Annotated in this window: 24 protein-coding genes; 4 read left to right on the forward strand and 20 right to left on the reverse strand. The window is 70.2% G+C overall.

Annotated features, from left to right (window positions below; translation table 11 throughout):
- On the forward strand, positions 1–1,139 hold a 1,139-nt coding region (locus IJH84_RS00500), incomplete at its 5' end, for an amino acid permease (RefSeq protein WP_295138871.1).
- A gap of 7 nt (positions 1,140–1,146) precedes the next feature.
- Here IJH84_RS00500 and IJH84_RS00505 read toward each other — a convergent pair.
- From IJH84_RS00505 to IJH84_RS00530, 6 genes are all read right to left on the reverse strand, one after another.
- A complete protein-coding gene (locus tag IJH84_RS00505; RefSeq protein WP_200070780.1) occupies positions 1,147–1,803 on the reverse strand; it encodes a maleylpyruvate isomerase N-terminal domain-containing protein in 657 nt (218 codons plus the stop codon).
- A gap of 94 nt (positions 1,804–1,897) precedes the next feature.
- Positions 1,898–3,079: a glycerate kinase gene (locus IJH84_RS00510; RefSeq protein ID WP_295138874.1), complete on the reverse strand. Its 1,182-nt coding sequence runs from the start codon at positions 3,077–3,079 to the stop codon at positions 1,898–1,900.
- A gap of 22 nt (positions 3,080–3,101) precedes the next feature.
- Positions 3,102–4,574, reverse strand: coding sequence for an SLC13 family permease (locus tag IJH84_RS00515; protein ID WP_295138877.1), 1,473 nt, complete (start codon positions 4,572–4,574; stop codon positions 3,102–3,104).
- A gap of 100 nt (positions 4,575–4,674) precedes the next feature.
- Entirely contained in the window at positions 4,675–5,478 is an 804-nt protein-coding gene (locus IJH84_RS00520) for an alpha/beta hydrolase (RefSeq protein ID WP_295138881.1), read from the reverse strand.
- 275 nt (positions 5,479–5,753) lie between these two features.
- Positions 5,754–7,229, reverse strand: coding sequence for an amidase (locus tag IJH84_RS00525; RefSeq protein WP_295138884.1), 1,476 nt, complete (start codon positions 7,227–7,229; stop codon positions 5,754–5,756).
- A gap of 313 nt (positions 7,230–7,542) precedes the next feature.
- Entirely contained in the window at positions 7,543–8,172 is a 630-nt protein-coding gene (locus IJH84_RS00530) for an acetate uptake transporter (RefSeq protein WP_200070501.1), read from the reverse strand.
- Positions 8,173–8,511: 339 nt separating this feature from the next.
- Here IJH84_RS00530 and IJH84_RS00535 point away from each other — a divergent pair, with 339 nt between their 5' ends.
- Both IJH84_RS00535 and IJH84_RS00540 read left to right on the forward strand, forming a co-directional pair.
- Positions 8,512–9,696 (forward strand): GAF domain-containing protein, encoded by a 1,185-nt coding sequence (locus IJH84_RS00535; RefSeq protein ID WP_295138889.1) that lies wholly within the window; start codon positions 8,512–8,514, stop codon positions 9,694–9,696.
- The gene (locus IJH84_RS00540; RefSeq protein ID WP_200070503.1) at positions 9,678–10,325 is read left to right on the forward strand and encodes a response regulator transcription factor; all 648 of its coding nucleotides are present in this window, start codon (positions 9,678–9,680) and stop codon (positions 10,323–10,325) included. The genes IJH84_RS00535 and IJH84_RS00540 overlap by 19 nt, the downstream gene beginning before the upstream one ends.
- 76 nt (positions 10,326–10,401) lie before the next feature.
- On the opposite strand, the gene IJH84_RS00545 is transcribed toward IJH84_RS00540, so the two are convergent.
- Genes IJH84_RS00545 through IJH84_RS00585 form a run of 9 tightly spaced genes read right to left on the reverse strand, consistent with a single transcriptional unit; the run spans position 10,402 to position 19,384 of the window.
- Positions 10,402–11,187 (reverse strand): VirB8/TrbF family protein, encoded by a 786-nt coding sequence (locus tag IJH84_RS00545; RefSeq protein ID WP_295138894.1) that lies wholly within the window; start codon positions 11,185–11,187, stop codon positions 10,402–10,404.
- Positions 11,187–12,386 (reverse strand): MlaD family protein, encoded by a 1,200-nt coding sequence (locus IJH84_RS00550; protein WP_295138896.1) that lies wholly within the window; start codon positions 12,384–12,386, stop codon positions 11,187–11,189. Before IJH84_RS00550 ends, IJH84_RS00545 begins: the two co-directional genes overlap by 1 nt.
- Complete coding sequence (locus tag IJH84_RS00555) at positions 12,383–13,429, reverse strand: MCE family protein (protein ID WP_295138900.1); 1,047 nt, start codon at positions 13,427–13,429, stop codon at positions 12,383–12,385. The genes IJH84_RS00550 and IJH84_RS00555 overlap by 4 nt, the downstream gene beginning before the upstream one ends.
- Positions 13,426–14,517, reverse strand: coding sequence for an MCE family protein (locus tag IJH84_RS00560; RefSeq protein ID WP_200070507.1), 1,092 nt, complete (start codon positions 14,515–14,517; stop codon positions 13,426–13,428). The genes IJH84_RS00555 and IJH84_RS00560 overlap by 4 nt, the downstream gene beginning before the upstream one ends.
- On the reverse strand, positions 14,514–15,512 hold the full coding sequence (locus IJH84_RS00565) for an MCE family protein (RefSeq protein WP_295138903.1): 999 nt from the start codon (positions 15,510–15,512) through the stop codon (positions 14,514–14,516). The genes IJH84_RS00560 and IJH84_RS00565 overlap by 4 nt, the downstream gene beginning before the upstream one ends.
- Positions 15,509–16,513, reverse strand: a complete 1,005-nt coding sequence (locus IJH84_RS00570) for an MCE family protein (RefSeq protein WP_295138906.1) — start codon at positions 16,511–16,513, stop codon at positions 15,509–15,511. The genes IJH84_RS00565 and IJH84_RS00570 overlap by 4 nt, the downstream gene beginning before the upstream one ends.
- Positions 16,510–17,733, reverse strand: a complete 1,224-nt coding sequence (locus IJH84_RS00575; RefSeq protein ID WP_295138909.1) for an MCE family protein — start codon at positions 17,731–17,733, stop codon at positions 16,510–16,512. The genes IJH84_RS00570 and IJH84_RS00575 overlap by 4 nt, the downstream gene beginning before the upstream one ends.
- Positions 17,733–18,578, reverse strand: coding sequence for an ABC transporter permease (locus tag IJH84_RS00580; protein WP_200070511.1), 846 nt, complete (start codon positions 18,576–18,578; stop codon positions 17,733–17,735). The genes IJH84_RS00575 and IJH84_RS00580 overlap by 1 nt, the downstream gene beginning before the upstream one ends.
- Positions 18,578–19,384 carry an ABC transporter permease gene (locus IJH84_RS00585; RefSeq protein WP_200070512.1) on the reverse strand — a complete coding sequence of 269 codons (807 nt, stop codon included), beginning with the start codon at positions 19,382–19,384 and terminating at the stop codon, positions 18,578–18,580. The genes IJH84_RS00580 and IJH84_RS00585 overlap by 1 nt, the downstream gene beginning before the upstream one ends.
- 189 nt (positions 19,385–19,573) lie before the next feature.
- Here IJH84_RS00585 and IJH84_RS00590 point away from each other — a divergent pair, with 189 nt between their 5' ends.
- Positions 19,574–20,179, forward strand: coding sequence for a TetR/AcrR family transcriptional regulator (locus IJH84_RS00590; RefSeq protein ID WP_295138916.1), 606 nt, complete (start codon positions 19,574–19,576; stop codon positions 20,177–20,179).
- Positions 20,180–20,244: 65 nt separating this feature from the next.
- On the opposite strand, the gene IJH84_RS00595 is transcribed toward IJH84_RS00590, so the two are convergent.
- The 5 genes from IJH84_RS00595 to IJH84_RS00615 form a co-directional block, all read right to left on the reverse strand.
- On the reverse strand, positions 20,245–20,550 hold the full coding sequence (locus IJH84_RS00595; protein WP_295138918.1) for a gas vesicle protein K: 306 nt from the start codon (positions 20,548–20,550) through the stop codon (positions 20,245–20,247).
- Entirely contained in the window at positions 20,543–20,743 is a 201-nt protein-coding gene (locus IJH84_RS00600) for a gas vesicle protein (RefSeq protein ID WP_295138926.1), read from the reverse strand. Before IJH84_RS00600 ends, IJH84_RS00595 begins: the two co-directional genes overlap by 8 nt.
- Before the next feature lie 50 nt (positions 20,744–20,793).
- Positions 20,794–21,564: a GvpL/GvpF family gas vesicle protein gene (locus IJH84_RS00605; protein WP_200070516.1), complete on the reverse strand. Its 771-nt coding sequence runs from the start codon at positions 21,562–21,564 to the stop codon at positions 20,794–20,796.
- Complete coding sequence (gene gvpJ, locus IJH84_RS00610) at positions 21,557–21,913, reverse strand: gas vesicle protein (protein WP_200070517.1); 357 nt, start codon at positions 21,911–21,913, stop codon at positions 21,557–21,559. The genes IJH84_RS00605 and gvpJ overlap by 8 nt, the downstream gene beginning before the upstream one ends.
- 62 nt (positions 21,914–21,975) lie before the next feature.
- Positions 21,976–22,277 (reverse strand): gas vesicle protein (locus IJH84_RS00615; protein WP_367268927.1); only part of this gene is annotated, 302 nt, incomplete at its 5' end.

A 22,277-nucleotide genomic window follows, 5' to 3' on the forward strand; every position in this document is an offset into this window, starting at 1 on the left:
CTTCCTACACCTACGCCTACGCGACCCTCGGCGAGATCGTCGCCTACGCGGTCGGCGCCTGCCTGTTGTTGGAATACGGAGTGGCCGCGTCGGCCGTCGCGGTGGGCTGGGGCGAATACCTCAACGCGTTCCTCGCCGATACCGCCGGGTGGCAGATACCGGCCGCGTTGAGCGCGCCGCCCGGTGAGGGCGGGATCATCAACGTGCCCGCGGCCGTACTCGTCGCGATGTGCGGCGTGCTGCTGATGCGCGGCACTCGCGAGTCCGCGACGATCAACGCCGTCACCGTGGGCATCAAGCTGGCGGTGCTGCTGCTGTTCAGCGCGATCGCGCTCACCGCGTTCTCCACGCAGAACGCGGCTCCGTTCGCACCGTTCGGCGTCGCGGGCATCGGCACGGCGGCATCCACGGTGTTCTTCTCCTACATCGGCATGGATACCGTCTCCACCGGCGGCGAAGAGGTTCGCAATCCGCGCCGGACGCTGCCGCTGGCGATCTTCTGGACGGTCGTGATCGTCACGGTGATCTACGTGCTGGTGGCCGTGGCCGGGGTCGGCGCCCAGGCGTGGCAGCGGTTCGAGGGCCAGGACGCCGGACTCGTCGTGATCCTCGGCGACGTCACGGGGGCGGGCTGGCCCGCGATCGTGCTGGCGCTGGGCGGCGTGGTGTCGATCTTCGGCGTCACCCTCACCACGCTGTACGGGCAGACCCGCGTGCTGTTCTCGATGGGCCGCGACGGTCTGCTGCCCGAGGCGTTCCACAAGGTGCACCCGCGCACCGGCACGCCCACCCGCAACACGCTGATCGTTTCCGGGTGCGTCGGAGTGCTGGCCGCCGTGGTCCCGCTGAGCACCCTCGCGGATCTGACCAGCATGGGGACGCTGGTCGCCTTCACCGTGGTCTCCGCAGGGGTGATCGTGCTGCGGCGCAGCAGGCCCGACCTGACCCGCGGCTTCCGCGTTCCCGGTTATCCGGTCACGCCCGCGCTGAGCATCGCAGCCTGCCTGTACCTGATCTACAGCCTTCCCGCGGTGACCTACCTGCTGTTCCTGGTGTGGATCACGCTCGCGTTGATCTTCTACTTCAGCTACAGCGTGCGGCATTCGCGGCTGGCGGGGTCCAAGGACGCCCCCGGCTGAGGCCGGTTCACCCGAGCACGAGCGGGAGTTTCCCGGCCAGCTCCGCCAGCTCCGCATCCTCCGCAGCCGTCGGGGCGCGCCGCCCGGTCCCCACGAGCAGCGCATCGGCGTCCGAGAACGACGCGGGAAACGCCGCCCCGGCGATCTCCTCCAGCATCCGGCGGGAACGGGCCAGGCCTTCGGCGGGCGGTCCGTCCGCGGCCGGGAGGTGCGCGACGAGGTCCAGGTGGTGCAACGTCCATTCGAGGACGTAGGCGGTGAGGTAGTCGCCCGCGGTGAGCACCTCGTCGCGCGTGCTCACCCGGGCCGCCGGGTCGGCGAGTCCAGCGGCGCGACCGGCGGCGGAACCGACGTCGTCGAGGTGGAAGCGCAGCAGCCACGGCTGCTCGTACGCGGCGGCCAGCCTAACGGTGAGCGCGTCCAGCGGATCGTCGCCGGCCGGTGGCGTCGCGGCGACGTGCCAATAGCTCAGCGCGTCGCGGGTCGGTTCCGTGTCGGCGGGTGTGACCAGGGTGATCAGGACGTCCTGCGCGTCGATGATCAGGTGGCACACCAGGTCCCGGACGAGCCAGCCGGTACAGCCGGACGGTCGTGCGAAATCCTCGTCCGGCAACTCGGCGACCGCGGTGCGCAGCGCTGCCCAAGAGCGCGAGAACAGGTCCACATCAGCAAGGTAGCCCGCCGCCCGCGCGGGCACGCCCGCCTCGCCCGAATCGTGCAGCACGCGACGGGCTCGCGGAGCATCTGCCGCTGCGGATTCAGCGCGCTTCGCAGGACACGTGCTGCGAAACGTGCAGGGCGCTGCCGACGAGAAGCATCCGCAAGGCGCGGGCGGTGGCGCCGGCGATGAGCTCGGGAGCTTCGGCGATCGCCTCCCGGAGCAACACCGGTCCGGTCAGGATGCCGGTGAAAGCGTCGATTCCGGTGTCGTAGCTGCGCTCGGCGCCGGGCCCGTTGGTGCCGCACACCGCGATCACTGGTTTGCCCCGGCGCTTGGCGCGGCGCGCGACCTCGGCAGGCATCTTGCCGAGCGCGGTGGACGCGTCGATCGCGCCCGCCGCGGTGATCACCAGGTCGGCGGCCTGCAACCGCGCGTCCAGATCCGCGTCGTCGAGGAACACGTCGAACCGGGACACGAGCCGGGCGCCGAGCACGCCGGCCAGCCCGGCGCCGAGCCCGCCCGAGGCACCCCCGCCGGGCCGGTCGCCCAGCTGCGCGCCGCCGTGTTCGCGCAACAGCTCCGCCCAGTGCTCCATGGCCGCGGCAAGCCGCTCGATCCGGGCGGGTGCTGCGCCCTTCTGCGGGCCGTAGACGCGGGCGACGCCGTTCGGCCCGCACAACACGTTCTTCGGGGTCACCGCCACCACGAGCTCCACTGCGGACAGTCGCGGATCCAGGGCACCGGCGTCGATTCGCACCGCGTCGGCCAACCGTCCGCCGCCCGGCCCGATCTCCCGTCCCGCACCGTCGAGCACTCGAACCCCGAGCGCTTGCAACGCGCCGGCCGCACCGTCGCCGACTCCGGAGTCCCCGCAGCCGATGACGATCTTGGCGGGGCCGGTGTCCAAGGCCGCGGCGATCAGCTCGCCGACACCGCGGCTGGACGTCCGCGCCGGATCGCGTTGTGCGTGCGGCACCAGCGAAAGTCCGGCAGCGGCGGCCACCTCCACGAACGCGGTGCGCGGACCGGCTCCGCCGAGCAGTGCGAAGCAGGCGTCCACCGGCTCACCTACCGGGCCGGTCACCCGAGCCGGGACCAGCTCGCCACCGGTCGACGCGGCCAGCTGCCGCGTCGATCCTTCACCGCCGTCGATCAGCCCGACGGTGTCGACGACGGCACCGGGAACCACCCGGCGGATGCCGGTGCCGATTCCCGCGGCGACGGCTTCGGCATCGAGGCATTCCTTGAACCCGGCCGGGGCGACGAGGATTCGGAGCACGATGACCTCCATAGTGGACTGATCAGGTTAGGGGCAGGCCGAGCACCGGCCAGACGTACCGGGCGAACAGCAGGACCAGCGCGCCCAGCGCCGGCCCGAGCAGCGCCGAGAGCTTCAGCAGGTCGCGCGGCGCGAAGGTGGGCGCCTGCTCGATCCCGGCGAACATCGCGACCGGTTTCGCCGAGGAAGTCAGGGTGTGGCAGAAACCAGCCGCGGCCGTGGACGCGAACGCCAGCGCCACCGGGTTCAGCCCCGCGGCCGCTGCCGCGGGCACGACCACGGGAATCAGCACCGAGGACCGTGCCGAGCGGGATTGCACCAGCAAGTGCGCGGCGACGCTGAGCACGACGATGCCGAGCAGCACGTGCTCCGGACGGCTCCTGCCGAGCAACTCGCCCACCACCCACGCCGCCGCGCCCGATTCGGTCAATGCCGTACCGAGCCCGCTCGTGGCGGCCATGAACAGCAGCAGCGACCAGGGAATCCCCGCGAGTGCGGCGTTGATGCCCACCGTGCCGACGCGGGGTGAGGTGATCACCAACGCCCCGACCAGCGCGACCAGTGCGGGCGACAGACCGTGCACCGGCTCAGTGCTCCACAGCAGCACCACGCAGCCGAGCAACACCGCCGCGCGGACTTCGTTGCGCTGCAACCGTTCTGGAACATCGAGCTGTCGGCGCAACGTCCCCGCGTCGATCCGCAACGGCTCGCTGCGATCGCAGTGCCGGGTGAACAGCAGCAACACGATCTCGGCGGCCAGGTGCGAACTGACCGCCGCGAACGGTAATCCCCACAGCAACCAGCGCGCGAAGCCGATCTCCGCGTCGATGGTGCTGTCCAGGATTTCGCTGGTGATCAAGTGAGCACCGGCGCCGAGCAGGCTCGCGATGGCCGACAGCAGCACTACCGCCGGGAAAAGGACTGCGAGCGCCCGCACCATCCGCTGCCTGGACGCGAACGTCGCGGCCAGCGCGAGGTAGAGCGGCAGCACGAGCGCGGCCCGGCCGCTGGTGCTGGGCACCAGCAGCGCGGTGCCCACGAGCGCGAGCGTGATCAGGTGGAACAAGCCTCGCGGCCGGCGGGCGCGCGTCGCGAGCGCGACCGCCGAGCGGGCGGGCAGCCCGGTCCGCTCGATCCCGGCGGCCAGCACGAACGCCGCCACCAGCAGCCAGATTTGGTCCTGCCCCAACGACTCGAAAACGTCCTCGGACGGCATGACGCCGCAGACGACGAGCACCACGGCCGCGGCAAGCGCGACGAACGTGTCGTCCGAACGGCGGCTCATCCAGCCGGCTACGGCTGCGATGAACACCAGGATCGTGAGCGCCCCGTCCCGGCCGAGCTCTCCCGGCCCGGCCGGATCCGGCACGTTGTGCAGAAATGCGGCCACCACGCCGAAAACGGCGATAGCCCCGACAACAGCGGCACCGATCCGCACCCGGCGGGAACGCACCGGTCCGATGCGAACCGTCTCCGCTTCCCGCTGGGCGTCCATGGCGTAGACGATCTGCCACGTTGCTGAGCGTTGCGTGAACCTTCGATGAGGACAACCTCATGCACAGTGCCGCGCCACCCGGTCTCGGCGGCGCGGAACGTCAGGCCATGAACGACGCCAGTTCTTCGTTGAACCGGTCGGGTTCCTCGATGAACGGGCAGTGCGCGCTGTCGTCGAAGACCGTCAGCCGCGCATCGCCGATCGTCTCGGCGAGGTACGGGCCGTTGCCCGCTGGGATGACCCGGTCGTGGGCACCGGTGAGCACCAGCGTCGGCACCTGCACCTTGGCCAGCACGTCGGTGTAGTCCTGGTTGAGCACGTTCCAGCACATCGCGGCGGAACCGGCCGGGTTCATGCTCGTGATCTCGGAGCGCAGCCGCGCGAGCTGCTCGGCAGGACGCTCGTCGCGGAAGAACTGCGGCAGCACGAAATCCGCTGCTTCTCCCATGCTTTTGCGTTGCAGCGCAACCCAATCGAGAGCTTGCGGCACATCGACGAAGCCGAGCTCCCACTCCCCCGAGTTGATCAGCCGCGGACCACCGCAGACGAGCGCGATCCTGCGCAGCACGCCGCAGCCGAACACGTCCACATAGGACAGCACGGTCGAAACGCCGAGCGACCATCCGAGCAACGTGATCTCGCGCAGGTCCAGCGCGGTGATCAGGTCGTGCAGGTCCTTCGCGACCCGTTCCATCCGCTGCCCGGCGTCGGTGCGCTCCGACTCCCCCTGCCCGCGCGGGTCGAAGCAGACCACCCTGAAGCGCCCGGAAAGCCCGCTGATCTGCTGCTCGAACCAGCGCGCCGAACCGCTCCAGCCGGGGACGATCAACAACACCGGGGCATCCCGAGGCCCCTCGTCGACGTAGTGCAGGCGGATGTCGTCGCTGGTCGTCAGAACGGGCATCGCGAGAAGCACTCCCGGGATCTCGGGGCAACGCGGCGAAACGCTGCGGGCCGCAGCGCCACTACCGGCACCCGCGAAACCGCTTTTCCGCTCGACGGGAGCAATTCGCGCGCACTGCCGGCTGTCGGCACGGCCGCGGTCGGCGTCACGAAGACTTTGCACGCGCCGCACCGCCGGAGTCAACGACTTCGATGAAATTGATGCTAATGATTACTCCGGACGGCAGGAGTCTCGAGAGCCGGCCCGCGAGTGGTCGCCGGGGTGCCCGACGCCCATCAAACGCTCAGCGGACGCTGTCGGCACTGGGCGTAGGCGGGCTGCCACGGCTGGATCCGCTCCAGCGCGGCCGCCGCCGCCAGCACGCTGCGGTCGCCGTAGCGCGGTCCGATGATCTGCAGCCCGACCGGCAGCGACTCCGACATGCCCGCCGGTACCGAGATCGCCGGATGCCCGGAGAAGTTCAGCGGGTAGGTCAAGCACCAGCCGATGAGCGGATTCACCTGCACGCCATCGACCCGCTGCGGGCCGAGGGTGTTCCCGTCAGCGGCGTTCGGCACCGGCGGGCAAGCCACGGTGGGCGTGACGAGCAGGTCGTGGTCGGCGAACACGGCCTGAATCGCGTCGTAGACCTCGGTGCGCTGCTGCTCGTCGTGGACCGCGTCGAGCGCGCTGCGCCCGCGCGAGGCGTCGAGGTAGCCGCGGAATTCCGCGGGGAAATCCTCCGCGTGCTCGCCGAACACGTCGACCCCGAGGTTCGCGAAGGTCTCCACGACCTCCTGCCCGGACATCATCCGGCACCAAAGTTCGGCGAGATCCCGCTGATCGCACGGCATTCGCGGCGCCACTTCGTCCACAGTGGCCCCTGCTTGCCCGAACAGCGCGGCGGCCGCCGCGGCCACTCCTGCCACTGCCGGTTCCACGGGGTACATGCCGAAGTCGGGCGCATACGCCACGCGCATCCCCGACAGCGAGGTCTCCGTCGCCTGCAGATAATCCACCTGCTGGTCGAGGGCGAACGGGTCACGCGAGTCGTATCCGGTGAGCACCGTGGCGGCGAGGGCGACATCGGCGACGGTGCGCGCGATCGGCCCCTCGAACAGGAATGGGTGCGCACCGCCGAACGCGTTCGGCCGCGTCACGCACGGGACCCGGCCGAACGATGGTTTGTAGCCGACGACTCCGCACCAGGCAGCCGGAATCCGGATCGATCCACCGCCGTCGGCACCTTCGGCCAACGGCAGCAGCCCGTCGGCCACCGCGGCGGCCGATCCTCCTGAAGAGCCACCGGAATTGCGGGTGGTGTCGAAGGGATTCCGAGTGGGACCGAACAACGGGTTGTCGCACGTCCCGCGGAACCCCATGACCGGTGAATTGGTCTTGCCGAGCAGGATCGCCCCGGCCGCCCGCATCCGCTCGGCATAGATGCAGTAACGATCGAGCACCTTGTCACGCAGGGCGCGGACGCCGCCGAAGGTCGACGGCCAGCCGGGGTGGAAATCCAGCAGGTCCTTCAACGCGGTCGGGACACCGTGCAGCGGGCCCAGCCGGTCTCCGTCCAGCACCGCCCGTTCAGCGCGTCGTGCCTGTTCCACGGCTTCATCGGCGAGGTATACGAAACTGTTGAGGCTGCCGTCCCGGTCCTCGATGCGGCGCAGGAAGAACTCGACGATCTCGACGGGCGAGAGGTCGCGATCGCGGACCGCCGCGGCGAGGTCGGTCGCCGACGCGTAAGCCAGTTCGTCGTTGCGCACAGCTCCTCCTCCGGCCGGTGCGTCCGTGCACCTGCGCACCACGTCCCCGGCAGCTCCCGGAGCGTGCGGACGGCCTCGCCGGATCATGGACCGAAGTGCGTCGCGGTTCAAACACGAGCCGCGGCATCGGGCTCGATCTCATCAACTCAGCGCAACGGCACTACCCCATACGGTGCGAGCGATCGGACGTTCGGTCACCGTGCACCGAAAAGCCACTGGCGCGCGCAAAAAGCACCGCCGCACGCTGGGCGCCGGAAGAATCGGCTCAGCGTGCGGCGGTGCTTCAGCGTCCGCTCGGTCTAGCTGCGCGCGCTCACTGGGGCGCGAGCGGGCCGACCGGGAGCAGGGTGCGCTTCCAGGTGGCATTGGCCACGGCCGCGAACGAGCCGTACCAGGCCAGCACCGCGGTGATCAGCCCGAGGTAGCCGCCGGCGTGCACCACGGTCTTCGCACCGGTGAAGTCGCCGTAGGCCAGCACCAGGAACGTCAGCGTCAGCGCGACGAACACCGCCAGCACCGAGACGTTCACCCGCAGCGCGGCGACGGTCATGTACGCGGTGAAGATGCCCCACGCGAGCAGGAACAGCGCGGTGGCCTTGTCCCCGTCCGGCCCGAGGCCCTCGGAGACGAACTTGACGTAGGCCGCGAACGAGAGCCAGAACGCGCCGTAGGAGGTGAACGCGACCGCGCCGAACGTGTTGGCCTTGCGGAACTCCCACATCCCGGCCAGCAGCTGCGCCAGCCCGCCGTAGAACAGGGCCAGCGGCAGCACCACCGGTTCGAGGTCCTCGCTGAGCAGACCCGCGTTGAACACGCTGAGCACGAACGTGGTCAGCGCGAAAGCGGCCAGCCCGAGGGGGCCGGGGTCGGCGATCGACGAGGCGGCGTCTTGCGAGCTGTCCGGGCGCGGATCGGTTTCCTGCGCTTCGGTCCCGGTTGCCATTGCCGTACTTCCTTTTGCGGTTCGTGGATGCGGAGTGCGCCGATTCCGCCGGCCAGACGGGCGGCCCCGCATTACCGATGTGGATGAAGCTGAATCGACTACACGCTGCCAGAAGTCCGAAGTGGACGGGAATTCGCCACCGCTTGCGCCGATCCGGGAGTTTGCCCGGTTTTTCCGGCCCGCGACGGCCAGGTTCCCATTCGATCCCTTTCGGACTCGGCGTTGAGTGTGTCACACCCTCTGACAGCACCCTGCGAACGGTCAAGGACGCCGTGTGACCTGGCCCCCTCAGTTGAGGGGTTGGATACCGCGGACGCACCGCCTAGGCTTCGGCTCCGGATGCGGTGGGGAACGAAGGCGACGCGGGCGAACCGTCCGGATCCGCCTGCGGAGCGGGCGCTGCGGTTCGGCGAGCTGCTCGGTTCGCACGCGCAGGTGGTCGACCTGCTGGACCGGGCGGCGGCGCTACGCGGGCTGGCGAAGCGGGTGCGCGAGGCGTGCGGTGTGCACATCGGACTCGCCGGGCTCGCGGAGTCCGAGGAACTGCTCGTGCTGCGGCAGTGGGACGGGCTGTGGCAGGGCGACGCAACGCCCGGCTCGACCCTGCACGACCTGCACGTGCCGATCGGCCTCGGGCTCGGCGGCCGGGTCTACGAGCGGCTCGAACCGGTCTGGGTCGACGATTACCGGCGCTCCGATCTGATCACGCACGACTTCGACGTCCCCATCTCGGCCGACGACGTCCGCAGCATGATGGCGGTGCCGATGATGCTCGACGGCCGCACGCAGGGCGTGCTGTACGCGGCGATGCGCGAGCCCGTCGGGTTCAGCGACCGGCAGCTGGACACCGCCTTGGAGATCGCGGGCACCGGCGCGCTGGCGCTGCAGACGGCGTCGGCGGCCGAGCGGCAGCGGCAGAGCGCGGTTTCCGCGGAGCGCCGGAGAATAGCATCCGAGCTGCACGACTCGGTAGGTGCCCAGCTGTTCCGGATGGGCGCGGAATTGCGGGATCTGCGCAATTCGGTCGGCGGTGAGGCGGCGGATCTGCTCGCCCGCCTGGATTCGCTGCAGGACCAGCTGGCCGAAACGGCTTCCACGTTCCGCGAATCCGTGCACGCCCTGGACCACGACGAGCCGCCGGCGGGAAGGCTGGCCGCGGCACTCACCCGCGACTGCGCGGAGTTCGGCAAGCGAACCGGAATCTCGGCGCAATCCGTCGAGATCGGACCGGTAGCCGAATGTGACCCGCAACGGGGCAGCGTGCTGCTCGCGGTCGCGCGCGAAGCACTGCTGAACGTGGAAAAGCACTCCAGCGCGTCCTCGGTGCTGATCAGTTCGGTGGCGCTGGACGGCGGCATGGCCGTGTCGGTGGCGGATGACGGCGACGGTGCGGGCGTGCGGGATTCCGGCGGCATCGGCTTGCGTTCGGCCGCCGACCGGGTCGGTGCGCTCGGCGGTACGTTGTCCACTGTGGTCAACGAGGATGGCGGGTTGACGGTGCGGGTATGGATGCCGACGCCGTGACCGCGAACACCGTCCGGGTCGCGGTCGTCGACGATCACCCCGTCGTGCTCGACGGAGTCCGCCTGCTGCTGCGTGACGACCCGGCGATCCGGGTGGTCGGCAGCGCGCCGGACGCCGCGGGCGGGCTCGCGCTCGCCGAACGCGAGCAGCCCGACATCGTGCTGCTGGACTTGCGGCTGCCGGACGCGCTGGCCAGCGAAGTCGTCGGCCGGTTCCGGAAAGTCGCCGCCGCCACCCGGATTCTGCTGTTCACCGCCTACCGCGAGCACGCGGCGCTGCAGGCGACGCTCGACGCGGGCGTCGACGGCTGCCTGCTCAAGGACGCCGGTGGTACCGATCTCGTCACGGCCGTGCGCAAAGCGGTGCACGGTGTCGGGATCTTCGATCCGCGGGTGGGCGAGCGGGCCTCATCGCATCTGAAGGCCCGGCTCTACGACACCGGCCTGACCCGCCGCGAGTACGACGTGGTGCGCCAGGCCGCGGCCGGGCTGACCACCCCGGAGATCGCCGCGCAACTCGGCCTGACCCGGCACACCACCGCCGGTTACCTGCGCAACGCGATGCGCAAACTGGGCGCGCGCAACAGGATCCAGCTCATCACCAAGGCATCGCAGTCGGGTTTGCTGTGATGCGGAGCCGACACCGCGGCTAGCGGACCGCTGAGGGTCTCGTCGCGGGGCACCGCTATCGTCCCGAATGGACTCCTCACACCAACCGGACGTCCTCGATCAGCCAGCGGTCCGCGGGACGGCTCAGCGTCATCTGCATCCGGGTGCGGTCCACCCGCGGCTGCGGGTTGTTGGTGTTGGTGATGCTCTGGTCGACGAACAGCACGAGCACTGCGCGGTCCTCGTCCGCCTCGACCACGCCCTGGTTGAGCACGTTGCCGCGAGATGTCGCCTGGTACTGCTGGATGAGCTGGGTGAGCCCGTCGCTGACCTGCTTGTACTGGCGCGCGAAGGCCGGCGACGAATTGTCCGTGACGGTGCGGAAATTCCCCTCCAGGTCGCGGTGATCGTAGCTGGTCAGCGCCAGCGCGTACTGCCGCGCGGAAGCGATCGCGCTCTCCCGCGCCGAGTCCTGCGCGTCGCGCTGCCACAGTTGCGTTCCGGTGTAGGCGAGCCCGGCGGCCAGCAGCAGGACGACCAGCGTCGTCGCCAAGACCGGCGGTCTGCGCAGTGCCGAGAACAACCGGCGGAAACGGCCTTCGGTGGCTCGCGAGTCCATACTGGACCCCGCTACGCTTTCCGCGCTGCTCGACCGTTCTTCCGCTGCGGAGCTTGCGGCGGGCGCCGTTGCGACCTCCGATCCGGGATCGGACTCATCCACAGTGGTCACATCATCCGCCGCCGCGACGTGCACGGCCCTGCCTTCGGCAGCGTCCGCACGCGTCTCCGGCACCGATGGCCGTTGACCCGAAGCCGCCTCGTCCGGCCCGGAATCGTCCGCCGCGCGGCGCTTGCCATCGAGGTCCGCTCGGTCGCTGAGCATCATCGAACTCCTTGGGTGAACATCGAAGACCACGGTCGTGGCCCCAGAACTTGCCGTTGACCCGCGCCTGCCGGGGCGGGCTCCGGTGCGGGTGCGGAAGGCGATACCGCCGAGGTGGTCCCGCCCGTCGCCGAACCCGGACGCGGTGCGCTGTCGGCGCCGCGTTGTTGCAGTCCCGGCCCGGACGGGCAGTTCCAGCCGAGCTGCGGCTCGCGCGGCCCGGTCTCGGTCGGCATCCGGCGTTCGGTGCCGTAGTAGCAAACCGGGCCTTGTGCGGCCACGAGGTAGAAGTCCGCGACATCGCCGTGCACGATGCTGCCCAAGTCGCCGAGTCCCCGCGGCAGCGCGGTCATCGTCTCCTTCAGCGCCGGGACGTGTGCACCGAGGACTTGCGAAGTGCCGAGCAGGTTGCCGAGCAGCGCAGAACCTGCCTGCTGGTTCTGCGCCAGCAACTTCGTCACCTCGGTGGCGGTGCCGGGCGCGGTCTCGAGCAGCTGCCGGATCCGCGGCTCCTGCGCGCCCGCTTGATCGGCGAGGTCGCGCATGGACGCGGCGAGTTCGGGCAGGTCCTCAGCGGGACCGAGCGCTTGCGGCCCGTGCTCGATCAGGTTCGTGATCTTCGGTTCCTGCCGCGCGGCCAGCTGCGTGAGATCGCGAGTTCCGTCCAGGACGCGCTGCAGCTGCGGAGCAGTGCCGTTCAGCCCGGTGGAGGCAGCCTCGGAGAGGACTTGCACGTCGTGCGGATCGATGCTGTCGGCGAGCCGCATGGTGTGCACCAGCAGCGTCTCCAACGGCATCGGTGCACTGGTGCGTTCCGCGCGGATCTCGCCACCGTCCGAAAGGTACGGTGGGCCGTCGGTTTCCGGTTGCAGGTCGAGGTGCTGCACCGCCATCGGGGTGTCCATGCTGATCCGCGCGGTGGAATCGGCCGGAACGCGACTACCGGGATCCAGCAGCAGATCCAGCGTCACGCCCGCCCCTGCCCGGTCGATCCGAACGTCCCCGACCGTTCCGGTGCGCACACCCCGATAGGTCACCTGCGAGGTCGGTGCGAGCCCTGCCGCATCGGGCAGGTGCACGGCCACCCGGATCGGCGCGCGCACGGCCTGCGGCCCGAGGACGGTGTTGAACACGAAACCCGCGCACACCAAGGCGATCACCACGAACATCGACAGCTGGACCAGCACCGCGCGGTTCATCGGGTACCTCCGCTCAACAGTCCGGTGGCATCACCGGGCGGTGCCGGTGCGGCGGGCGATCCGGGCGGCAACGGCGGATTCCGCCCCGTCAGCAACGGAACCAACGTTCCTGCCACGTCGAGGGTGCCGTCCAGGTTCAGGTAGTCGCCGGGGATCGCTCCGCCGAGGCGCTGCTGGAACAGCCGCAACTGGTCCAGCGTGCCTGCGACGTCGCCGTTGAACCCGGCCAGCGAATCCAGCACCGGACGCAACTGGTCGAGTTGCCTGGTGAACGCGGGGCCGGCTTCGCGGACCACGCCGTCGCTGCTGCGCCCGAGTTCGGTGACCTTGCTCAGCAGCTGCTCGAATTGACCGCGCTGGCTCAGCAAGGTCTGCACGGCCGGGTCGAGGTCGCGCAGCGCGGACTCCAGCAGCGGGGTGTTGGCCGCGGTCTCGGCGGAGACCCGGTGCAACGAGTCGATCGTGGTGTCGAACTCGGCGCGGTGCGAGTCCACTTCGGTCAGCAGCTCGTCGAGCCGGTGCAGCAGGTCGCGTACCTTCCGCTCCCGGCCGCCGATGGCGGTGTTGAGCTCGGTGACCACGGTGCGGGCCTGGTCGAGACCGCTGCCGCCGAGCACGGTGCCCAGCGCGGCCAAGGTGTTCTCCAAGTCCGGGCCGCGCGAGGTCTCGGTCAACCGGTCGCCTTCGCCGAGCGGGTGCGGATCCGGTCCCGGTTCCAGCGCGACGAATTGCTCACCGAGCGCGGAAGTCAGCTCCAGGCGCGCCGCGGTGTCGCGGGGTAGCGGGACGTTCTTGTCCAGATCCAGCACCACGAACGCCTTGAAGTCCCTTGTGGACAACTGGTTGACTTTGCCCACCGTGGCTTGGCCGACCCGGACCGCTCCCCCGATCGGAAGGTTCGACACGTCGTCGAACACGGCCGTCACGCGGTAGGAATCTCCCTCGGCTGCACGACCGATTGGCAGATTGTGCAGGCTCAGCCCGCACGAGCTCGTCAGCAGCACCGCGATCAGCACGGCGGAGGCCTTGACCGCCTTGCTCATCCGCCACCTCCCTGCTTGCCGGCCAGCGCGCGCAGCGGATCCAGGTCGGGCGGGAACGGAATCGGGTTCACGATGCCCGGTCCCGAGCACAGCGGCACCGGAATCCGGTCGCAGAGCCGTGCCGTGGCGGGGAACTGCGAAAGGTTGCTGGAGATGTTCAGCCGGATCCGGAGCCGTTCGTCCTCGGTGACCGCGCGGCTGAAGTTGCCGAACACCAGCGGCAGCATCGTCATCACCTCGCCGAGCGCCTCCCGCTGCGCGGCGACCTGACCGGTGGTGCCCGCCAGGTCGTGCACGCTGCCGGTGATCTCATCGCCGTGCTCCCGGACCAGCTCGTCCACTTCGGTCAACGCCCTGGAAAGCCGTCCGATGGTGCGGTTGAGGTCGAGCCGTTGCGCGCCGTAGTCCTGGCCGGCCTGCTGCACGTTCGCGGACAACGAGTCCACTGTGCCGCGATGCTCGGTCAGGGTGCGCACCAGCACGTCCAAATCGCCGATCAGCCCGGCCAGCTCTTCCCGGTTCCCGGCGACCACGTCGGTCGCGCGGGCGAGCCGATCGATCGCTTCGCGCACCTGCGGGCCTTTGCCGTCCACCGCGGTGGCCGCCTGGTGCAGCGTCGAACCGAGGTCGCCACCCTTGTTGAGCCCGTCCGGGCCGAACGCGCCGACCACGGTGTCCAGTGAGGACATCAATTGGTCCCAGCGGATCGGCGAGTGCGTTCGCTGGGCCGGGATCACCGCGGCTTCGGGCAGCTTCGGCCCGCCGGTGTAGCCGGGACCGAGTTCCACGAACCGGTCGCTGATCAACGCCGGACTCAGGATGTACGCCTGCGCGCCCGCCGGGATGCTGACTTCCGGCTCCACCTGCATGGTCACCCGGACGACCGGCCCGCGCGGCTGCAGCGATCTCACCACTCCGACCGGAACACCGAGCACCTGGACCTTGTTGCCCGGGTAGATTCCGTCCACAGTGGCGAAATCCGCCGATACGGTGTGCACCCGCTGCGGTCGCAGCAGCGTGTACCAGCCACCGGCGATCAGCAGTGCCACCACGCACGCCACGGCCACGATTCGCGATTTCCGGCTCATCGGCACCCCTCGACAAGTCCGGCCACGCACAACAGGTTGTCCGGCAACGGTCCCGCGGGCCCGGAGACGTCGCCCCAAGATCCGTTGCCGGTCGCGTTCGCCAGCGACTTCCCGGCGGGGGCGAGCTTCGCGATGGTCTCCCCGATCGCCCGCTCATCGCGGCGCAGCGCCGCGGTGATCGCGTGCAGGTCGGTCAGCAGCGGGCCGAGCTTCGCGGAGTTGTCCGCCAGAAAACCATCCAGCTGGGAGGTCAGCGACTCCACGTCGGTGATCAGCTGTCGGATCGTGTCGCGTCGTTCGCTGAGCGTCCGCGTGATCACGTCCGCGTCACCGAGCAGCTGCACGAGCGTGTCCTGTTGGGACACCAGCGCCGATGTGGTCGACCGGGCGCCGTGCAGCAGCTGGTCGAGCTGCTGATCGTGCCGGCCCACCAGCTCGGCAGCGCCGCTGATGCCGGTGAGCGCCCGGCCGAGCAGTTCCGGATCCTCCGGAGTCGTCTGCTGCAACGTGCGCATCATTCCGCGCAGCGCACCGAGGTCGAGTTCTTCGGTGGTGCCGGTAGCGTCCGAGCCGAGCTCGTCCAAACTGTACGGAACTCGCGTCCTATCACGCGGAATCACCGCCCCGGCGGGCAATTCGCCCATCCCCGTCGGCTCGATCGCCAAGTAGCGGGTGCCCATCACCGTGGCGAGCCGGACCGAGGCCGAGGTCGCCTCGCCGAGACGCTGCGACCGGTCCAGCCGGAACCGCACCCGCACCCGGTCGCCGGCGAGCTCCATCGCACTGATCCGTCCCGCCGGGACACCCGCGACATGCACCTGCGCATCGGTGGTGAGCCCGGCCGCGTTCGCGAATTCCGCGGTGTACTCGCGGGTTCGCAGCCGGAACGACAGCTGCGGGACCGCCACCACCGTCCCGAGCAACAGCAGCAGGACGACGATTCCGGCCGTGCCCACCGCCAATGGGTTGTTCCGGAAGCGGTTGCGGCGGCTCATCGGCACACCTCCGAATGCGGCAGCGGCGCCGCACCGAGGTCGACGCGCGCACCACCGACGCTCAACCGCAGGTTGCAGACGTAGATGTTGACCCAGGTGCCGTAATCCATTGTCCGGTTCAGCTTCGTGACCAGTTCGGGAAGTCCCTGCACGGCGGCGTCGAAGCGCTGCTCGTTCGCCACCCACCCGCTCGTCATCTGCCGCAGCGCGTCCACATCGCGGGTCAGGTTCGGAGTGATCTGCTGCAACGATCCGTCCACCGAGTTCGCCAGCGCGCCGCCGGCGTCCAGGGCCTCGGCGATCTGTCCCCGGTCTTGGGCCACCGCGGAACTCAACTGTCCTAACCGGACGATGAGTTGCTCAAGGTCCGCGCGATGTTCGCTGGTCGTGGCGAGCACCGTGTTGAGATTGCCCAGCAACTGCCCGATGACCTGGTCGCGCTCGACCAGCCCGGAAGTCACCGAGATCACCCGCTGCAGCAGGGACGTCAAGGTGCCCGACTCGCCCTGGAACACCGCCACCAGCTCGTGCGCCAGCTGGTTCGCCTGCCCGGGGTCGATGGAATCGAACAGCGGCTTGAAGCCGTTGAGCAACGAGGTCAGCTCCAGCGCGGGCCGGGTGCGCGAGCTCGGAATCGTGCTGCCCTCCCGCAGTTCGCCGCCACCCGCACCCGGATCGAGCGCGATGTACCGGCCGCCGAGCAGGTCGTCGTAGCGGATCACGGCGCTCGACGTGGCGGGCAACGGCTGGTCGTCGAGCACGTCGAAGGTCACCAGCGCCCGGGCATCGCGCAGCCGCACGTCGGTGACCTTCCCGGCGCGCACCCCGGCGATGCGGATCTCGTTGCCCTCCTGCACGCCCTGGGCGTCGGTGAACACCGCCCGGGAGGTGCGCGTGCCGCCTTCGAGCGGATGGTTGAGCGTGTTCACCACGAGCACCGCAGCCAGCACGGAAACGACGACGAACACGGTGAACTTCACTGCGGGACCGGCGATGTTCACGGCACCACCACCCGGGTTCCGCGCACGACCGGCCCGAACAGCAGGCCCGCCACATCGGTGTCGATGTCCGGTGTGGACGGTCCAGCCGTCGCAGGCGGCGGTACCAGATCGGCCAGCGCCCGCTTCTCCTGCTCAGTGCCGATCGGGCCGACGGTGCCGCCGAACCGCGGAGCCGGTGGCGTGGGCTGCGCGCAGTTCGGCCCGTCCAGGCCGGGATAGCGCGGGCAGTCCTGCGGGCCGTACGGCTGCGGGTCTTCGAGCGTGACCGGCGCGCGGATGTGGAAGCGGTCGTCTTTGAAGGTACGGCTGGCGTTGCCCGTGAAATCCCGCAGGTTGTGCAGCGTCGCGGTGAGCTGGTCCGCGTTCGCGCCCAGTACCTCGGAGGAGGGCTCCATGGTGTGCACGACCTCGATGGCCTTGGCGGCGTTGTCGTCGAGGAAGCGCTGCGACTCCGCGGTGAGCGCGGTCCCGGCGCTGAGCAGGTTCGCCAAGTCCTGGCGCTCCTCCACGACCGTGCGCGACAACGTCACGGCATCGTCCAAAGTGGCCAGCAGGTCCGGCGACGCGTCGGCGAGCTGCTTGCTCAGCCCGGCGATTTCGGACATGTTCCCGATCGTGCGCTGCGGATCGTAGCGTCCGGAGAGGTCGTGCAGCGTGTCGATCGTCCGGCCGATCTCCGCACCGCGGCCTCGCAACACGTCGGCCATGGTGGTCAACGCGGTCTGCAACTCCGCGGGCCGCAGCGCGGTCAACAGCCCGTACATCCTGGTGTAGGCCCGGTATATCTGCACCGTGCCGCGGGTGTCGTCGGCCGCCACTACCGACCCCGGTCGCAAACTGCCCTGTCCGGTCGACGAATCTCCCGCCAGATCGACGTATTGATCGCCGAACAGCGTTTTCGGCAGGATCCGCAACCGCACGCCTGCGGGCACTGAATCCAGTTCTGCCGGTTCCATGCGGAGCGTGAGGCGCGAACCGCGAGTCCCGGCCTCCACTTCGGACAGTTCGCCGACCACCACCCCGCGGTAGCGCACCGCGGAGTTCGCCCGCACCGGACCGGCCTCGGCGGGCACGGTCGAGGTCACCGTGGGGGCGCCGTTGAACAGCTCGGCACCGCCGGATGCGGACAGCACCACCGCCCCGAGCACCACGACCACGGCCAGTGCTCCGCGCACCGCCAGCGCCCGCCTGCTCACCCCGCCGCGCATGAGGTCCGCCATCACTGCACCCCCAGCGCGGGCAGGCTCGGGCTCAGCCCCCAGAAAAGCAAGGTCAGCAGCATGTCGGTGAACGTGATCGCCACGATGCTGGTGCGCAACGCCCGCCCCGCCGCGCGCCCAACGCCTTCCGGCCCGCCGGTGGCGTAGTAGCCGTAGAAGCAGTGCACCAGCGTCACGACCATGGCGAACACGACGGCTTTCAGCAGCGACAAGCCCACATCGGACGGGCTCAGCAGCAATTGGAAGTAGAAGTCGTAGGTGCCGCCCGACTGGCCCTGCAGGTGCACCACCGCCACCCGCGTGGCGATGTAGGACGCGAACAGGCCCACCAGGTACAGCGGCACCACCGAGATGAACGCCGCGGCCATCCGGGTGCTGACCAGGAACGGCAACGACCGCACCGCCATCGACTCCAACGCGTCCACCTCGTCGGCGATGCGCATCGCGCCGAGCTGCGCGGTGAACCCGGTGCCCACCTTGGCCGCCAGCGCGATGCTGGCCACCAGCGGCGCCAGCTCGCGCGTGTTGACCATGGCCGACATCAGCCCGGACATGGGGGTCAGCCCGATCAGGTCGAGCCCGCGGTAGCCCTCCAGGCCGACCTGCGTGCTGGCGACGAAGGACATCGCGAAGATCACGCCGATGGTGCCGCCACCGGCGAACAGCGAGGCCGCGCCGAAGCTGATCTCCGCGACCAGCCTGGCCACGTGCTTGCGGTAGTGCAGCAGCGCGCGCGGCAGCGCGACGATCGCCCGGAGGTAGAACGTGGCCTGCATCCCGAACCCGGCCAGCACGTCCACGAACTTGCGGACCGGTTGGGCGCTGCGCGGTTGCGGAGCGGCCATCAGTAATCGCCCTTCGGCGGCAGCAGCAGCGGATGCAGTTCGGTGAGCACCACGTTGGCCACGAACACCATCACGAACGCCATCACCACGGCTTCGTTGACCGCATCGCCGAGACCGCTCGGACCGCCCTTCGCCGTCAAGCCCTTGAACGCGGACACCAGCGCGGCCAGCACGCCGAACGCCGCGGCCTTGACCTCGGCCACCAGGAACGCGCCCGGATCGGAGTAGGCGGTCAGCGTCGCCAGGAACCCGCCCGCCGAACCACCCATCAGCACGTGCACGAACAACGTCGCGCTGATCCCGATCGCCATCACCACGCCGTCGAGCAGCACGGTCACCACGACCGCCGCCAGCACCCGGGGCACCACCAGACGCTCCACAGTGGATATACCCATGACCTCCATGGCGTCGGTCTCCTCGCGCAGCTTGCGCGCCCCGAGGTCGGCGCAGATCGCCGAGCCGCCGACACCGGAGATCATCAGCGCGCACACCAGCGGCGAAGCCTGCCCCACCACGACGAAGGCCACGACCGCGCCCGCATAGCCCTCGGCGCCGAGCTGCCCGGCCAGCGCCCCGATGTTGACCGCCACCAGCACGCCCAGCGGGATGGTCATCAGCACCGCGGGCAGCGTGCTCACCGAAGCCAGGAACCACCCCTGAGCCAGGCATTCCCGCCAGGACAGGCGACCGCGGACCAGCGCTCGCAGCCCTGCGAACAGGGTTGTGACGGCGAACTCCACCAGCAGCCCCGCCTGGGTCGCCGCGTCCGCGAACGCGCCCCGCGACGGCGGGATCTCCAGAGCCATCGGTGGCTCCCTTCGGCGGGCGGCGTTGCACCGGCTAGAACGAGTGTTGCGTAGCATGAGTTACGCAACAGTTGTTACGCGTGTTTCCCCGGGTCCCGCACCCTGTTGTGCAGTGGGTTCGCGAAGCGCGACCGCATACCGGGGTTGCGCGACCGACACCCGCGCGAGGCGAGGACGAGAGGTGCGCCAGTGGCCAAGCGGATCCGCGATCCCCGATCGCGCCAGCACCTCGTGGAGACCACCCGGCGCCTGGTCGCCGCCCGCGGCGCGGCGGCCACCACGATGCGCGCGGTGGCCGCCGAGGCAGGGGTGACCACCGGTTCGGTCACGCACTACTTCGACGACAAGGCAGAGCTGATGACCGCGGTGCTCCGGCACAACGGCGAGGTCGTGGCGCAACGGGTCGTCGACTCCGTCGGCAATCGGCGCGGACTGGACGCGGTGCGCCGCGCGGTGCACGGACTGCTGCCGGTGGACGAGCAGCAGCTCACCTGCTGGCAGGTGTGGCTGGCGTTCTGGTCGCACGCACCGGAGGAGCGCGACGGCGGGTTCAGCGACGGCTACGAGGTCTGGCGGGCACTGCTCAAGCAGCACTTGGCCGAAGCGGTCGAGGACGGCGACCTGCCAGCCGGCCTGGACCTGCCGCACGAGGTCCGGGTGCTGGGCGCTCTCGTGGTCGGCACCGGACTGCTGGCGGGTTCGGACCCGGCCGCGCGCCGCCGGTTGCGGCGCCGCGCCCGCCGAGTGTTCAACGAGCACTTCGAGCGGCTCGCTCGTTCCTCCGGGGCGGAGTGAGCCCTACGTCCGAAGTGGACGGACGAAGGTCCGGTGCCGGAACATTCGCACGGTCGCAGGCCGCTTCAGTCACGCGGCAGCAGCAGGCCGAGCGGACCGAGGTCGAGGTTGAGCTCCTCGGGGCTGATGTCGAACCGCTCACGCAGCTCGGTCACCGCCTCTTCCAGCCGCAGCAGCGCCACCCCCAGGTCCTCCACCTGCTCGTCGCCGAGCTCACCGGTGTCCACCCGGCGCAGCGCCTGGCGCTCCATCAGCTGCCGCAGCAACTCGATGATGGTGAGCACGAGTTTGAACAGGTCGCGTTGCACCGACTCGGAATCCGACTCGATCCGGCGCGGCAACTCCCTGGCGTGCGGTTCCTGCTCAGCCATCACCGGACTCCACACGCGGCGCCAGGCCGGTCATGCCCTCGCTCTCCCGGACCGAGGTGATCAACGCCTGCAACGACACCCGCACCAGGTCGACGCCCGCCAGCGACAGCGTGATGTCCCCGGTGAGCACGACCCCACCGGCCAGCAACCGGTCCAGCAGGTCCACCAGCGCGATCTCCCGCGTGGCCCGCACCGGCGAGCCGCCCGCCTCGGCGAGCGTCCCGAGCTGCGGTTCCGGCCCGGTCACCGCGGGCCTCCGGCGTTCTCCTCGTCCTCGAGGGTGGCGAACGAGTACGGCGGCCACGGCCCGGTCAACTCGGCCCGCAGCCCCACCCGGTCGGCCGAGCCGGTCACCGCTCCGGCGAACTCGTCGCCGCGCTCGTCGTCGACCAGGTAAGCGCCGTTGAGCAGCATCCGCCCGGTGTAACCGGCCAGGTCGCGGTCCTGCGGCGGCAACACCCTGCTGGCACGCGCGAAGGCGGCCAAGTCCGCGTGCAACCGCTCGGCACGGTGCACCGCGTCGGCCCACGAGCGTTCGGAGAACTCGCGACGCCGCCGGGCCCGCTGCAGGTACGCCGCGCCCGGCCGTTCGGATTCCGGTTCCTGCGGCGGTGTTTCCTCGGCGGGCGGATCCGCGTACGCCTTAACGCCCCACTCGGTGCGGCCGGCGACGCGATCCAGCACCGCGCGGAAATGCGCACCGCGCTCGCGCAGCACTTCCCGGACGCGGTCATCGGACAGGTAGACCGTCGCCAGGCCCAGCGGCGCGATCGGTGTCCGGGCGGCGTCGACCACGCGGTTGTGGGCGCGCGCGGTCTCCTCCAGCCACCGCACGTCCTCCAGGTGCTCCCGCAGTCCCCGCTCGCCGAAGTCGGCCGCGTCGACCGTGCTCACCAGCGCCGTGATGCCCTCGCCCGGCACGACGCGCACGGGCTCGCCGCCGATGCCGCTGATGCCTTCCGGCGCGGGCGGCTCGCGGCTGATCGCGTAGAGGTAGGTCATCGGTTCAGTCACGGTCGTGCTCCTCGAGCGCGGCGTCCTCCCCGTCTCGCAGCTTGCGCACCTCGTCGCGCAGTTCGCGGTTTTCAGCCGCGAGCTCGCGGTGCTCCGCCGAGAGCGCCGGATCCGACTCCCACCAGTTGATGCCCATCTCCCTGGCCCGTTCCACCGAGGCCACCACCAGCCGCAGCTTGATCGTGAGCAGTTCGATGTCCAGCAGGTTCACCTGCACGTCCCCGGCGATCACGATGCCCTTGTCCAGCACCCGCTCCAGGATGTCGGCGAGGTTCGCGCCGTCCTGCTGCGCGGGCCTGCCGCCGCCGGAGTGCCAGGCCGGGGCACGAGCGCCGCCGCTGTCGGTCATCGCAGCCTCCGCTCACCGCACTTCGTCCGCGCCGCGGCACCTGCCGCCCGCGGTGGAGCCGCTCACCCTTGGCCCCGCGGATACCGGGCGGTGCGCCGATACCCGACCAGCTCGCCGTTCTCGTCCAGTTCCGCCTCGTAGACCGCGAGGATGTCCGCGGTGGCGGGCACCCGCCGGATCTCGACGACCTCGACGCCGACGAGCCAGCCGTGCTCGCCGCGCTGCACCGAGGTCGCGCCTTCGGGTTCCTTGCCGATCAGCTCCCCCAGCTGCGTCAAGGCCAGCCGGGCCGCTTTCGACGCGCGCAACCGTTGCGGCGCGGGGGACTCGTCCTGCGGCGGAGGCCGTCGCGGACGCCCGCCCC

Origin of the sequence: Saccharopolyspora sp. (genome assembly GCF_017434145.1) — a bacterium.
GTDB classification, from domain to species: Bacteria; Actinomycetota; Actinomycetes; order Mycobacteriales; family Pseudonocardiaceae; genus Saccharopolyspora_C; species Saccharopolyspora_C galaxeae.

Bases quoted from the DNA above. Each gene is read 5' to 3' on its own strand.
- gvpJ (WP_200070517.1), bottom strand. From the start codon at position 21,913: ATGACCGACAGCGGCGGCGCTCGTGCCCCGGCCTGGCACTCCGGCGGC.
- IJH84_RS00530 (WP_200070501.1), bottom strand. From the start codon at position 8,172: ATGGCAACCGGGACCGAAGCGCAGGAAACCGATCCGCGCCCGGACAGC.
- IJH84_RS00520 (WP_295138881.1), bottom strand. From the start codon at position 5,478: ATGCCCGTTCTGACGACCAGCGACGACATCCGCCTGCACTACGTCGAC.
- IJH84_RS00535 (WP_295138889.1), top strand. From the start codon at position 8,512: ATGCGGTGGGGAACGAAGGCGACGCGGGCGAACCGTCCGGATCCGCCT.
- IJH84_RS00565 (WP_295138903.1), bottom strand. From the start codon at position 15,512: ATGAGCCGCCGCAACCGCTTCCGGAACAACCCATTGGCGGTGGGCACG.
- IJH84_RS00515 (WP_295138877.1), bottom strand. From the start codon at position 4,574: ATGGACGCCCAGCGGGAAGCGGAGACGGTTCGCATCGGACCGGTGCGT.
- IJH84_RS00580 (WP_200070511.1), bottom strand. From the start codon at position 18,578: ATGGCCGCTCCGCAACCGCGCAGCGCCCAACCGGTCCGCAAGTTCGTG.
- IJH84_RS00595 (WP_295138918.1), bottom strand. From the start codon at position 20,550: ATGGCTGAGCAGGAACCGCACGCCAGGGAGTTGCCGCGCCGGATCGAG.
- IJH84_RS00555 (WP_295138900.1), bottom strand. From the start codon at position 13,429: ATGAGCAAGGCGGTCAAGGCCTCCGCCGTGCTGATCGCGGTGCTGCTG.
- IJH84_RS00540 (WP_200070503.1), top strand. From the start codon at position 9,678: ATGGATGCCGACGCCGTGACCGCGAACACCGTCCGGGTCGCGGTCGTC.
- IJH84_RS00585 (WP_200070512.1), bottom strand. From the start codon at position 19,384: ATGGCTCTGGAGATCCCGCCGTCGCGGGGCGCGTTCGCGGACGCGGCG.
- IJH84_RS00550 (WP_295138896.1), bottom strand. From the start codon at position 12,386: ATGAACCGCGCGGTGCTGGTCCAGCTGTCGATGTTCGTGGTGATCGCC.
- IJH84_RS00575 (WP_295138909.1), bottom strand. From the start codon at position 17,733: ATGGCGGACCTCATGCGCGGCGGGGTGAGCAGGCGGGCGCTGGCGGTG.
- IJH84_RS00560 (WP_200070507.1), bottom strand. From the start codon at position 14,517: ATGAGCCGGAAATCGCGAATCGTGGCCGTGGCGTGCGTGGTGGCACTG.
- IJH84_RS00545 (WP_295138894.1), bottom strand. From the start codon at position 11,187: ATGCTCAGCGACCGAGCGGACCTCGATGGCAAGCGCCGCGCGGCGGAC.